At 44.0% G+C, this 13890-nt stretch carries 8 protein-coding genes; 5 read left to right on the top strand and 3 right to left on the bottom strand.

The window, feature by feature from the left end; genetic code table 11:
• Nucleotides 1-50: 50 nt before the first annotated feature.
• Complete coding sequence (locus NI468_RS00085; protein WP_044111633.1) at nt 51-1088, top strand: alpha/beta fold hydrolase; 1038 nt, start codon at nt 51-53, stop codon at nt 1086-1088.
• A 14-nt stretch (nt 1089-1102) separates the two neighbouring features.
• Nucleotides 1103-2104, top strand: a complete 1002-nt coding sequence (locus NI468_RS00080; protein ID WP_253098951.1) for a hypothetical protein — start codon at nt 1103-1105, stop codon at nt 2102-2104.
• Nucleotides 2105-2146: 42 nt separating this feature from the next.
• Here NI468_RS00080 and NI468_RS00075 read toward each other — a convergent pair whose 3' ends face one another.
• Nucleotides 2147-4210, bottom strand: a complete 2064-nt coding sequence (locus NI468_RS00075) for a TonB-dependent receptor domain-containing protein (protein ID WP_253098949.1) — start codon at nt 4208-4210, stop codon at nt 2147-2149.
• Between the two features lie 193 nt (nt 4211-4403).
• Nucleotides 4404-5042 (bottom strand): Fe-S biogenesis protein NfuA, encoded by a 639-nt coding sequence (gene nfuA, locus NI468_RS00070; protein ID WP_044111637.1) that lies wholly within the window; start codon nt 5040-5042, stop codon nt 4404-4406.
• A 158-nt stretch (nt 5043-5200) separates the two neighbouring features.
• On the opposite strand from nfuA, the gene NI468_RS00065 reads away from it, so the two are divergent.
• Both NI468_RS00065 and NI468_RS00060 read left to right on the top strand, forming a co-directional pair.
• Nucleotides 5201-5818 (top strand): rhomboid family intramembrane serine protease, encoded by a 618-nt coding sequence (locus NI468_RS00065; RefSeq protein ID WP_004646259.1) that lies wholly within the window; start codon nt 5201-5203, stop codon nt 5816-5818.
• 219 nt (nt 5819-6037) lie between these two features.
• Nucleotides 6038-7579, top strand: coding sequence for a hypothetical protein (locus NI468_RS00060; protein WP_253098947.1), 1542 nt, complete (start codon nt 6038-6040; stop codon nt 7577-7579).
• A 430-nt stretch (nt 7580-8009) separates the two neighbouring features.
• On the opposite strand, the gene NI468_RS00055 is transcribed toward NI468_RS00060, so the two are convergent.
• Nucleotides 8010-9629, bottom strand: coding sequence for an inorganic phosphate transporter (locus tag NI468_RS00055; RefSeq protein WP_253098944.1), 1620 nt, complete (start codon nt 9627-9629; stop codon nt 8010-8012).
• Between the two features lie 536 nt (nt 9630-10165).
• On the opposite strand from NI468_RS00055, the gene metH reads away from it, so the two are divergent.
• On the top strand, nt 10166-13852 hold the full coding sequence (gene metH / locus NI468_RS00050) for a methionine synthase (RefSeq protein ID WP_253098942.1): 3687 nt from the start codon (nt 10166-10168) through the stop codon (nt 13850-13852).
• Nucleotides 13853-13890 lie beyond the last annotated feature (38 nt).

Genomic DNA, 13890 nt, shown 5'->3' with positions numbered 1-13890 from the left:
GTATTTTGATTGAGCAATTTGCTCACTGGGTTTGTTTTGGGGAATGGCCAATGAAGAAAATAATAAAATTGCGCTCGAAAATGATTTGTTCAGCCGTAGTTGCCTTAAGCATGGCATTACCGGGCCTGACACATGCTCAAATACTATTTAGCCAGAAAAATGAAACATCTGCCAAAGTCTTGCAGCAGCATCTGTTACAAGAACGCAGCCTTGCCGGTCTCAAATCCAAGACCCTCAAAATTGGCGAGGTCACCTGGAGTTATAGCGAAGGCGGTGCCAAGAACAAACCATCCATTCTACTGATTCATGGTCTGGCCGGCACGCGCGACAACTGGAACCGGGTCGCCCAGTTTCTGACGCCCTATTATCATGTCATTATTCCGGATCTGCCAAGCAACGGCGACACCAAAGTTCCGGACAATTTTGATGTTTCTGTGCCCAATGTGACCTCTCAACTGCGTTTGTTCCTTGAAACCTTAAATGTGGACGAAAATTTACACATTGCCGGCCACTCTCTGGGTGGATCGATTGCTACGGTGTATGCTTCACAATATCCTTTCGATACGCAAAGTCTTTTTTTAATCAATAGTGCTGGTCTTTACAAAATGGGGAATACTCCCTATACCAAAGATCCTCAAGCCTTAAAAGACCTGATCGTCAGCAAACCCGGTGATCTGCAAGATGTTTCCAAACAGCTGATGCAGAATCCGCCAGTGATTCCTTATCAGTTACGGCATGCACAGGAAAAACTGTTGATTTCACGCGCTGAACAAACCAGCAAATCGATTGATCAGGTGGTGATGCTAAATCGGATTTATACACCGGAAACCTTTGCCCGCCTGACCCGCACGGTAGAAGCACCCACCTTGATTTTATGGGGCAGACAGGATCGGATCATTAATGTCGAAGTAGTTAAAGAACTGCATGCCCTGCTGAAACGTGCCGAAAAACCGGTGATTTTAAACAATGTCGGGCATATGCCGATTCTGGAAGCAGAAAAACAGGTCGCACAACATTATTTGCCTTTTCTGGCCAAGACGCAGACCCTAAAAAATCCGCTTGCTGATAAACTCATTCCTTTAAATTAAGTTTCAGAGATGCTATGCAGAAACACCCGATGATTGAGCAGTTGATCGATGCTCAACTTGATTTTCTCGATCAGGCATTTTCTCAATCTGAAACGATTCAAAGCGAGTTTCATGCATTTTATTTGTGGCTGCGTAAACAGACGCTAAAAGAGCTGTGGAGCTGTGAACTGATCAATCAGCTTTTACAAAAACAGATTCTGGGTACTGCCGCCAGCAGCTTTCTGATTGAACAGATTGCCGAGCATATCCGTTTTGCCCTGGTGCATCCGGCCAATGATTCCACCACGATTGCCGATCTGATTCCAGTACTGACCGTAGACAAGATCGCCCAGTATGTGGCCAGCAAAAGTGGCCATCGGCAGCGCCTGATTAAAACCGTAGTCAATAATCCGGCATTTTCAGCCATGATTACCCAATTGATCCAGCATTCGATTCAGGATTATCTGGATAACTCCATGATTGCCAAAAGCGTGCCCGGGGTTTCCCGCTTTATGAAAATGGGCAAATCTGTACTGGAAAATGTCACCGATACCAACCTCGATAGCACCATTGCGCGTTATCTGCAAAAAAATATTCTAAAGCTCAGCCAGATGAGTGAGCATGTGCTGAACCAGCATTTTGACGATGAGAAACTCTATCATTTTCAGGCCAATCTCTGGCATAAAATCAAAGACATGCCAGTATCAGTCTTGAAGAATTATATTGAACTGCAGGATCTGAATCAGACGGTCGGCTTAGGTCATGATATCTGGGATCATATACGTCAGACAGACTATCTGCAGCAGCAAGTGCATGACGGAATTCATACCTGGTATGTCCGCAATCAGGAACATACCTTTGATCAGTTATTACGTGATCTGAATATTGATGAAGCGCTAATTCAGAATGAATTGCAGCAACTGCTCAGCCCGGTAATTCAGCAGATGGTTTCTCAAGGCCATTTACGTGAACGTGCGCGCAAATATCTGGCACAATTTTATTACCATGCAGATACTTTGAAAATTCTTAAGATTTAAATAAAAAGCCGCTTTATAGCGGCTTTTTATATTTTCATTTGCTTAGAATTTTGCATTCAGACTGATACCGTAACGACGACCATCCAATAGTTGATCACCATCAATATCTTCAGCTTTTTCATCCAGTAGGTTATAGACACCAAATTTACCTGTTAGATTCGGACTGAATTTATAGTTAAAGCCGACATCTACAAATTGGTAACCTGGGTTTGGCTGAGCCATAGATGTACGGCTCAAGTAAGCAGAGGTTTCAGAACGATGGTGCAAGCGGCTCCATACATTGAGTGCATCATTTAGCTCATAATCCACACCAATATTAAACATGTGTTCCGGCATCTGGTTCAGCGGCTGACCTTTAAAAGCACCCGATCTAAACTCTGAATCGGTATAGGTATAGTTTGCAGTCAATGTTGTGTAGTCATTCAGACTGGCTTCTACGGTTGCTTCTATACCGCGAATTTCTGCTTCATCCACATTAATCCGTTCACTAATAAAGTAGAATGGAATATCCCCTTCGAAACATTTCCAATTCTTCCAGTTATTACGGTTTGTTGTGGTGCCATCAGTATCGGTTTCACAGGCACGAACTTCCGTAATACGATCTTCATATTTAGTGATAAAGCCAGTCAGCGATGTATTGATATAATCATTTTTCCAGTTGAAACCTAATTCAGTGGATACGCTTGATTCAGGCTCCAAGTCCGGATTGGCACGAATAATGCCACGGCCTGTTGCTAAGGGTGAACCACCGCCACCCGTGACGCTATAGAAACCTTCTGTGGCTGCACGAATATCAGGCTGTTTATAACCTGTAGCCACACCACCTTTTACTACAAAGTTATCATTTACCGCGTACACCCCATACAGTCGTGGCGATAAATGGCCACTATAGTTTTCATCATGATCATAACGTAAGCCGGCGGTTAAGTCGAAACGATCCGTAATACTCCAGGTGTCTTCAAGGAAAGCGGCAGCAGACCAACGTGTTAATTCACTAAATTCAGGTGCATTAGGATTCCGGTTAGTCGCTTTATCGACCAGTTTTTCATCTTTAAGATATCCCCCGAATGACAGCGTATGATCACCTAAGGCTAAGTTCCATTGACTGTTCGCTGTCCAAGTATCCAGGGTAATCCCTTTGGTGCCGAGTTCCGTATTGCCACGATCTGGATTTTTTGAATTTTCATATTGAATATAAGATGAACTGTCTAAGTTATCGCTATAACGGCCATTATGGGTTAAGGAATAAACATTACGATAATTACGCGAGAATGAATCTGCAGCACCTTGAGCAGGTGCTACCGTTTCCCCTACAGACGTAGTTGATTCCTGCTGCACGAAATTAGCTTCAACTTGTACATCATGATCATCATTAATGGCATAGGTCAGACGTGAATTTAAGCTTTCACGTTCTGTCCCACGGAAGCCGCCAACATAATGATCTTCATTACGTTCCTGCTTATTGACTGCCAGCTGCAAGCCCAGCTTGTCTGCAATTAAAGGACCCGAAAGATATGCAGAACCATTTTTAATATCACCTGAACGGCTACTATCCTGAATTGTGGTTCCTAATTCGACATGACCAGACCATTCATCCGACACTTTTTTGGTAATGATATTGACTACCCCGCCCATAGCATCCGTACCATAGAGTGTAGAAGCTGGACCACGAATAATTTCAATACGTTCGATGGCGGCAAGTGGTGGCAGAATATTTTTCTCAAAACCGCCATCATCCCCATTCGGGTTCACATCCTTGCCATATTGACGCTTACCATCGACCAGAAACAAGGTGTAGTTTGAACTCATGCCTCGAATACTGATGGTCTGTGCAGAACCCGAACCCGAAACCACGACCCCAGGCGTATTACGCAGCACATCAGTAATGTCGTTATATTCACGTTTATCCAATTCTCCACGATCAATCACAGTAATGGAAGCAGGTGCTTTAGCCAAATCTTGCTCATAACCTGTTGCGGTCACCACAATCGTTTGCAGTTTAGTCGCTTCCGCCTGTGGAACAACAGCTTCGACTGCAAATGCATTACCCGTCATGAGTGAAGTTACAGCAAATGCCAAAGTGGTTTTTAAGAATGGCTTATTCATACCTTGCGCGCCCCAATATTTATGAAGAAATCATGTTTATTCGGTTGCGAAGTGTAACAGCTTTCTACTCAAATTCAATTGCTATTGATAATTATTATCATTAATATTTACTAAATTTTAAGCCAGATATAAAAAACCTCGAAAGTTCGAGGTTTTTTTTATATGCGATAAATGAACTGTTATATAGAACAGCTTATTTCATATACGCACCTTCAGACTGACTATGATCCGTTTCATCAACGACATTCATCAATTCAGGAATATGCTGTTTTAGCGTTGTTTCTACACCTTGTTTCAAAGTGATATCAATCGCTGAACAGCCCTGGCAACCACCACCAAATTTAAGTACAGCGGTTAAACCTTTTTCAGGGTCTTCTTTGACTTCAACCAGTGCACAGTTACCGCCATGACCTGCCAGGCCCGGGTTAATTTCAGACTGCAATACATAGGTAATACGCTCTTCTACCGATGCATCTGGACCCACGCGTGGCACTTTGGAATTCGGTGCACGGAAAGTCAACTGACCACCAAAACGGTCTTTGTTGTAGTCAATCACGGCATCGAGTAAATACGGAATAGATGGCGAGTCGATAAAAGCAGGGAAATCAGGATATTCCTGCTTATAATCCGTCGGTACAACTTCATCAGGTGCACTATAGGCCATGCAACATTCAGCGCGAGGAGTACCCGGATGCTCTACAAAAACACGCACACCAATACCCGGGGTGTTCTGTTTATCCAGTAGATCCTTTAAATACTCTTGTGCTGTTGGTGTAATCAATAAGTTGGGAATTTCACCAACAACTGGAGTGCTGCTGTTCTCAGTCGACATAACAATAATTTCCTCAAGCTCAAGCGGCCATTTTAACTGAAGATGCGGGGTAATTTTTAAAAATCAACTAAAATTGTCGGATTTATTATAAAAGTACAACTTTAGCTCAATTTTAATGGCATGATAATTGGCAAATAGGCACCCTTAGAATCATTTATATGCTTGATTTACCTTTTAATCATACCGTGACCATTATTCTGATCACCTGTATTGTGTCATTTATTGCTTTCTCCAAAGAGACGGTGATGAATCGCCTGATTTTCTGGCCACCGGCACTGCAACGTGGACAATATGACCGCTTTATTACGCATGGCTTTATCCATGCGGATGGAGCTCATCTCTTGTTTAACATGATTACCCTGTTCTTCTTCGGCAGCGTGATTGAAAGCTTTTATCGTCAATATCTGTATGACCTGGGTTTTATCCTGTTTTACCTCGGTGGTCTGATCGCAGCGATTCTGCCAAGTTACCTGAAGCATAAAAATGATGCGCGCTGGGCCAGTCTCGGCGCTTCCGGTGCAGTCTCGGCTGTACTGTTTGCCTATATTCTGTTTGAACCTTGGAAGTTGATCTTTGTGTTCTTCATTCCGGTTCCTGCCATTATTTTTGCTGTGCTGTATGTAGCCTATAGCATTTGGTCAGGCAAAAAAGGCAATAGCAACATTAATCATAGCGCGCATTTATGGGGAGCGGCTTACGGGGTGGTCATGACGATTATTCTGGAGCCACGCCTGATTCCGCATTTCCTGAATAAACTGATGCAGGTTCCGTTTTAATCAGGTTTTTTAAATATTGAAGGAATAAAGCTACATATGAGTTAAGCCTCATATTTCTGCTGAAAATGGATAAGAGAGCTACTGCTCTCTTATTCGTTTGAAACATCTCGTAATATATTAGAAAGTGATGATGTCACTTAATGCCAATCTTGGACTGAATTTTGCAGCGATAATGTATACATCTGTATATTAATTACTGTCATTCTCGAGATATTTTGCATGTCCATTACACCAGACGGTCTTCAATTTCCTCTTCAGTCTCCGCAACAAAAACCAAGTAGCTCCAAAGCAGGACGCGCGATCATCGCAGCAGCCTTAGCCAATGTCGATTCACGCAGTTCTCAACAGGCACAATCAGAAAAAAACTGGCGCAAACACTACACAGTACATTTTAAGCAGCTGGTCGAGCAAGGATTAAGTTCCCCTGAAGCCAGCTTGAAAATTGCCGAAGATGGATTAGCAAAGGCCCATCAGACTTTTGAATTTTATCGTGATGGTCAAAAGTATGTATTGCAAGATGCCTTAACTCTGCCCGCTGAACAACTACATACATTCAAACTCACAGGTAGCAGTAAAGCTGTACCAGAATGGTATGTGCCTTACCACGGTCAAAAGCTGCAAGGTGATGCCTTATTGGAGCAGATTGAGCGCTGGGAAAGCCAAGGCATCGTGGAAACCAGTCATGCCAATGCCCTGCGTGAATGTGTGGTACATCCTGAATGGTTTGACTTGTCAGATCGGACGGCGGTGCTGTTTGGTGCCGCATCTGAAGCCGGCCCTTTGACCTGGCTGACGAAATGGAAAGCCAACATTGTGGCGATTGATCTGCCAAACACCCGGGTATGGAGCAAGATTATCGATACCATTAGCCAAGGCAATGCCACACTGTATGCACCTTGTATTGAAGACTTACCTGCTGATACTTCACTTGACATTTTAAAAGAAAAACTGGGCGCAAATTTGCTCACCCAGATTCCTGAAATTGCCACATGGCTATTACAGTTTGAGCAGGACCTAGATCTGGCTGCAATTGCTTATCTGGATGGTGAAAAGCATGTCCGCGTCTCCATGGCCATGGATGCCATCATGCACTATGTTAGTCAGCAAAAAGCCAATACCAGTCTGATGTACATGTGTACGCCGACCGATGTTTATGCGGTGCCGAGTGAAGTAATCGAAGCCTCTAAAGTAAAATATACTGAACGCTCCAAGACACAGGCAATCATCTCCAAAGGTGTTTCCACTTTAAGCCGCAAACATTTTTTCCAGAAAAATGCGCATGAACTGATTCAGTCTGGTGATCAGGCATATGGCATTTGTGACTGTCTAGTAGTTGAACAAGGCCCGAACTATGCGCTGGCAAAACGTATCCAGCAATGGCGTGCCACCTTGGCTCGCGCTCAAGGCCAACGGGTCAGTATCAATATTGCGCCTTCGACGACCACCTATTCCGTGACCAAGAATCCGCTATTAAAAGCCGCATTTAACGGTGCCAGCCTGTTTGATGTTGAAGCTTTCGCGCCTGAAACCACCAATGCGATTATGGCGGCACTATGGATTCATGACCTTCGCAATCCGGAATCGGTGGCCAATCCTGAAGTGAAGCTGAACCATCCGCTTGAATTAATGATGCATGGCGCGAATCATGGTGGTTTGTGGCGAGTGGCCTATCTGGCACGTACCGCACTACCTTTTGCTGCACTATATGGTTTTGCGACAGAGAAGTTGCCAAAAGGATTATTGAGTAAGTTGAAGAAGTAATTTTTTTATTATCTTCATCCAATTTTTCCATAAGAAAGGTAATCGTTATTTTTAAAGTTCTCCCCTCGTTGCGTAGCAGTGCTGCTCATCCCTAAAGCAGAGAGAACTTTAATTGAAAATGGGCGTTCCCTCTCCTTCTAGGAGAGGGTTAGGGAGAGGTTAATTTAGGCTTTCAATCATTCAAATTCTTATGAATGTGCTTTGGGCAGATTTAAGTTGATCTATTTTATAGCTTCTTTTTTTCTTTACTTTTGAAAGATCAAAAGTAACAAAAATCTTTTGTTAAGCTGATGATATGTCCCTATATCACAGCCTAACGGCGACATCCCTGTCACCTTAATCGTGACTCCACTCTCTTTTGAACATCTCTAAAATTTAAATAAACTATAAAAAAAGCTGCTCTAGAGCAGCTTTTTTATGTCTAAATAATTTAGAATACTTTTAACAGTACCCAGTACAAACTACCTGACAGACAGATCGTTGCTGGTAAAGTAAAGATCCAGGCAGACAGAATAGTTTTCACCATCTGGAAGTTCAGACCTGACTTGTTCGCCACCATGGTACCTGCTACTGCAGAGTTCAATACATGGGTAGTGGATACCGGCATACCAAAGCCATCTGCCGCTGCAATAGTTGACATTGCCACAAGTTCGGCAGACATACCCTGACCATAAGTCATATGCTGTTTACCAATACGCTCACCAACCGTCACGACAATACGCTTCCAGCCGACCATCGTACCCAGACCAAGTGCCAAGGCTGTCGCCACTTTCACCCAGGTCGGAATGTATTGCAGGAATGAATCCAGATTGTCGCGGTATTCATCTACTGTTTTTTCCTGTGCAGCACTCATTGTTGGTAAAGCTTCTGCTTTATCCAAACGTTTAAATGCGGTAGTGCTCAGGTACATATCATTACGGAATTCAGACACTTGAGCTTCAGGAACATCCTTGATGCTGGTATAGCTAGCAACTTTTTCACCTAGATGATCCGTCAAACTTGCCAATGCAGGCACGACTTCAGGCGTAATTTCCTTGGTCTGAATGTACTTGGTAATGACATCACGGGCCTGTTCATCCGGAATATCCTGATGATTTGGATAGATCACATCCGCTGTTTGTGCAGATAACTGACCAAAAGACTGAATATGTTGTGCATCCAGACTCTTGTTCAGCGAGTACGCCAAAGGCACACAACCGATCAGAATCAACATGATCAGCCCCATACCTTTTTGACCGTCATTTGAACCATGGGCAAAGCTCACCCCAGTACAGGTAAAGATCAGCATGGCACGAATCAATGGTGGCGGTGGCTTGTTACCTTCAGGTGGCTGGAACAGTTCCAGTTGGCGCTTGAAGATTTTTTTCACCAGCACGAACACAATCGCAGCAAATACAAAACCGATTAAAGGCGAAAATAACAGCGCCTTACCGACTTTCATCACCTGCTCCATGTCTATACCTGAAGCGCCAGTACTGGCATTCAAAATGTAGTTCATGATGCCCACACCCAGAATCGAACCGATCAGGGTATGAGAACTGGATGCCGGAATACCGAGGAACCAGGTTCCCAGATTCCAGAGAATAGCCGCGATCAGCATGGCAAAGACCATGGCAAAGCCTGCTCCGGAGCCGACATTCATGATCAGCTCGACCGGCAATAACGCAATAATGCCGTAAGCGACCGCACCACTGGCCACCATAACCCCAAGGAAGTTACAGAAGCCGGCCCACATCACTGCGACAGGAGCAGAAAGTGCATTGGTATAGATGACCGTGGCAACTGCATTGGCGGTATCGTGGAAGCCATTGACAAACTCAAAGCTCAACGCAATAAAAAGTGCTGTCGCTAACAAAATAACTGAATACAAGCCCAAGGCCGGTACATGCGCTAAATCTGCAGACAACTGGAAGCCGATATAAATCAGCGTAGTGATAATAAGAGTCAGGAACACCGGCATAAAGAATTTCGGTGTTGGCACATGAACATTGGTCGACTTTTGGAAAGCCGACCCGTGTGCTGAATCTACGGGAGTTTGATTAGGATTCATGCAAGCAGGAATAGAGGATTCAAGAATCCCCATATTGTTCAGTTAAATTGTGACAATTATATGACAAACTGCTGTCATATGAAGCAATTATTTGGATTTTCTTGCTGCTATTCGTCCTGTTTAATTCCGACTAAAACACTAGATTTTGATTTTATAAATCATTTACTTAAGATAAGATTCCAGCTTATTTAAGCTTAGCAACCGCACATATTTTGCTACCAAAACGATTCAAACCCTGCCTGTCATCAAGCTGAGCAAAAGTTTCATTTGCACAGCATAAGCCATCAATATGACAATTTCATGAATGAAAGCATCAGCTTAATTTTTTGATTTTGTTTACTGCCTGAAAGGCATCGAATCAGATGTGAGATTGCAATATTTTCTGATCCGGATGTTAAAACTTGTTGTTTTTCTAGATGACTTATCAAATTTTCATATCATACTTATCCATCATTCTGAGCAATGTCAGCAGAAATCAGCCAACTAATCTGCTAAGATTAGCGTCGTTTTTTTTGATTTCTGCTGAGAAAGTTTGAATGTCTACACTTACCACTTTAAAAGAACTTCTTGCCAAAAGAATTTTAATTATCGATGGTGCGATGGGTACCATGATCCAGCGCCATAAACTGGAAGAAGCCGATTATCGTGGTGAGCGTTTTGCTGACTGGGCCTATGATCTCAAAGGTAATAATGATTTGCTGGTGCTGACTCAGCCACAAATCATTCAAGGCATTCATGAAGCTTACTTGGAAGCTGGCGCCGACATTATTGAAACCAACACCTTTAACGGTACCCGCGTTTCAATGTCGGATTACCACATGGAAGATCTAGTTCCTGAAATTAACCGTGAAGCAGCGCGTCTGGCCAAAGAAGCCTGTGCCAAATATTCAACGCCTGAAAAACCGCGTTTTGTAGCCGGTGTGATCGGACCAACATCACGTACCACCTCTATTTCTCCAAACGTAAATGACCCGGCGTTCCGTAACATCACTTTTGATGCGCTCAAAGTTGACTATATCGAATCAACCAAAGCATTGATTGAAGGTGGTGCAGATATCATCCTGATCGAAACCGTGTTCGATACCTTGAATGCAAAGGCCGCGATCTTTGCGGTGAAAGAAGTCTTTAAAGAACTAGGCTATGAATTGCCAATCATGATTTCAGGCACGATTACCGATGCCTCTGGTCGTACATTGACAGGTCAAACCGCAGAAGCCTTCTGGAACTCAATGCGTCATGCAGAGCCGTTATCTATCGGCTTTAACTGTGCGCTGGGTGCAGATGCAATGCGTCCACACGTGAAAACCGTGTCTGACGTTGCCGATACCTTTGTTTCAGCGCATCCAAACGCTGGGTTGCCAAATGCCTTCGGTGGATATGATGAAACGCCGGAAGAAACTGCCGCATTTATTAAAGAATTTGCAGAAAGCGGTTTAATTAATATTACCGGTGGTTGCTGTGGTACTACGCCGGATCATATCCGCGCGATTGCAAATGCTGTTGCAGGCATTGCGCCACGTCAAATTCCTGAAATTGAACCGGCGTGTCGTTTAAGCGGTTTAGAACCATTTAACATCACCAAAGATTCACTGTTCGTGAACGTCGGTGAACGTACCAACGTCACCGGTTCGAAAAAATTTCTGCGTCTGATTCGTGAAGAAAACTTTGCCGAAGCGCTTGATGTTGCTCGTCAACAGGTTGAAGCCGGTGCACAAATCATTGACATCAACATGGATGAAGGCATGCTCGATTCGCAAGGTGCGATGGTGCACTTCCTGAATCTGATTGCTTCTGAGCCAGATATTTCACGCGTACCAATCATGCTGGATTCTTCTAAATGGGAGATTATCGAAGCAGGCCTGAAATGTGTACAAGGTAAAGCCGTGGTGAACTCGATTTCCCTGAAAGAAGGTCATGACGAGTTTGTCGAACGTGCCCGCCTCTGCCGTCAATATGGTGCTGCGGTCATCGTGATGGCATTTGATGAAGATGGTCAGGCCGATACAGCTGCGCGCAAAAAAGAAATCTGTAAGCGTTCATATGATGTTCTGGTGAATGAAGTGGGCTTCCCCTCTGAAGATATTATCTTTGACCCGAACGTCTTTGCGATTGCGACCGGTATTGAAGAACACAACAACTATGGCGTGGACTTTATTGAAGCGACTGGCTGGATTAAACAGAACCTGCCAAATGCGATGATTTCTGGTGGTGTGTCGAACGTATCGTTCTCGTTCCGTGGTAACGAACCGGTACGTGAAGCGATTCACTCGGTGTTCCTGTACCATGCCATTCAGCAAGGCATGACTATGGGTATTGTAAATGCCGGTCAGATGGCGATTTACGATGACATCGATAAAGAATTGAAAGAAGCGGTTGAAGATGTTGTTTTAAACCAGAACCAGGGTGAAAGCGGTCAGGAAGCAACCGAAAAACTGCTTGCTGTTGCTGAAAAATACCGTGGTCAAAGTGGTACGCAAAAAGCCGAAGAAAATCTGGAATGGCGTAATGAGTCTGTTGAAAAACGTCTTGAATATGCATTGGTAAAAGGCATCACGACTTATATCGATCAAGATACTGAAGAAGCGCGTTTAAACTCTACACGTCCACTGGATGTGATTGAAGGTCCATTGATGGCGGGTATGAACGTAGTCGGCGATCTGTTCGGTGCCGGTAAAATGTTCTTGCCACAAGTAGTCAAATCTGCACGCGTGATGAAACAGGCTGTAGCGTGGTTGAACCCGTTCATTGAAGCTGAGAAAACCCAAGCCGAAGCAAAAGGTAAAATCCTGCTGGCTACGGTGAAAGGCGACGTACACGACATCGGTAAAAACATCGTTGGCGTAGTATTAGGCTGTAATGGTTATGACATCGTGGATCTGGGCGTGATGGTGCCATGTGAGAAAATTCTACAAACTGCGATTGATGAAAAAGTCGATATCATCGGTTTGTCTGGTCTGATCACGCCGTCTCTGGATGAAATGGTCTTTGTTGCCAAAGAAATGCAGCGCAAAGGCTTTAATATTCCGTTAATGATTGGTGGTGCGACGACTTCTAAAGCGCATACCGCAGTGAAAATCTCACCGCAATATCATAATGATGGCGTGCTTTATACCGCGGATGCTTCACGTGCCGTGGGTGTAGCCACGCAGTTGCTCTCTCCTGAGATGAAACCTAAGCTTTTGGCTGACTATGCAGCGGATTATGAAAAAATTCGTACCCGTCTTGCCAACAAGCAACCGAAAGCGGCGAAATTGTCTTATCAAGAATCTGTTGAAAATGGCTTCAAGATCGACTTCGACAAGAATGCACCGGTTAAACCAAACTTCATTGGATCTGAAACTTTCACAAATTATCCGCTTGAAGCTTTGGTGGAATATTTTGACTGGACACCGTTCTTTATTTCATGGAGCCTGGCGGGTAAATTCCCGAAAATCCTTGAAGATGAAGTGGTGGGTGAAGCGGCGCGTGACTTGTATGAACAAGCTCAAGCCATGCTGAAAGACATCATCGAGAATAAACGTTTCGATGCGCGTGCGACGTTTAGTATTTATCCTGCAAACCGTGTAGCAGCAGATACAGTTGCTGTTGTGGATGAAACAGGCAATGTAACTCACAGTTTCGAACACTTACGTCAGCAGTCTGACAAAGTCACAGGTAAAGCCAACTATTCTCTAGCTGATTTTGTTGCGCCAAAAGATGTAGCTCAGGATTACTTGGGTGGCTTTACCGTGTCAATCTTCGGTGCGGAAGAGTTATCTCAAGAATACAAAGCCAAAGGCGATGACTATAACGCAATTATGGTTCAAGCCTTGGGTGACCGTTTTGCAGAAGCATTTGCGGAGCACTTACATGAGCGTATTCGTAAAGAGTTCTGGGGCTACCAAGCAGACGAGCAACTTTCAAATGAAGATTTGATTAAAGAGAAGTATGTGGGTATTCGTCCTGCACCGGGCTACCCTGCGTGTCCTGAACATTCTGAAAAAGCGCCATTGTTTGATTGGTTAGGTACAACCGACAAGATTGGTACGTACTTAACGACAAGTTTTGCGATGTGGCCACCTTCATCAGTCAGCGGTTTCTATTATGCGAACCCTGAAACCGAATACTTTAACGTGGGTAAAATCTCTGGCGATCAGTTAGAAGATTATGCGAAGCGTAAAGGATGGACGCTGGATGAAGCGAAACGTTGGTTAGCGCCAAATTTGGATGATTCTGTGGTTTAAGAACCCTCTAATTTAGAGAAGCAAAAATCCCCTCGAAT

Source organism: Acinetobacter lwoffii (assembly GCF_024129355.1).
Taxonomy (GTDB): domain Bacteria; phylum Pseudomonadota; class Gammaproteobacteria; order Pseudomonadales; family Moraxellaceae; genus Acinetobacter; species Acinetobacter lwoffii_I.
The sequence above is the reverse complement of the archived record's forward strand: the minus strand, read 5'-3'. Positions and strand labels throughout refer to the sequence as shown.

Excerpts from the sequence above, each read along its gene's own strand:
- NI468_RS00085 (WP_044111633.1), top strand. The coding sequence starts at position 51 with ATGAAGAAAATAATAAAATTGCGCTCGAAAATGATTTGTTCAGCCGTA.
- NI468_RS00080 (WP_253098951.1), top strand. The coding sequence starts at position 1,103 with ATGCAGAAACACCCGATGATTGAGCAGTTGATCGATGCTCAACTTGAT.
- NI468_RS00075 (WP_253098949.1), bottom strand. The coding sequence starts at position 4,210 with ATGAATAAGCCATTCTTAAAAACCACTTTGGCATTTGCTGTAACTTCA.
- nfuA (WP_044111637.1), bottom strand. The coding sequence starts at position 5,042 with ATGTCGACTGAGAACAGCAGCACTCCAGTTGTTGGTGAAATTCCCAAC.
- NI468_RS00065 (WP_004646259.1), top strand. The coding sequence starts at position 5,201 with ATGCTTGATTTACCTTTTAATCATACCGTGACCATTATTCTGATCACC.
- NI468_RS00060 (WP_253098947.1), top strand. The coding sequence starts at position 6,038 with ATGTCCATTACACCAGACGGTCTTCAATTTCCTCTTCAGTCTCCGCAA.
- NI468_RS00055 (WP_253098944.1), bottom strand. The coding sequence starts at position 9,629 with ATGAATCCTAATCAAACTCCCGTAGATTCAGCACACGGGTCGGCTTTC.
- metH (WP_253098942.1), top strand. The coding sequence starts at position 10,166 with ATGTCTACACTTACCACTTTAAAAGAACTTCTTGCCAAAAGAATTTTA.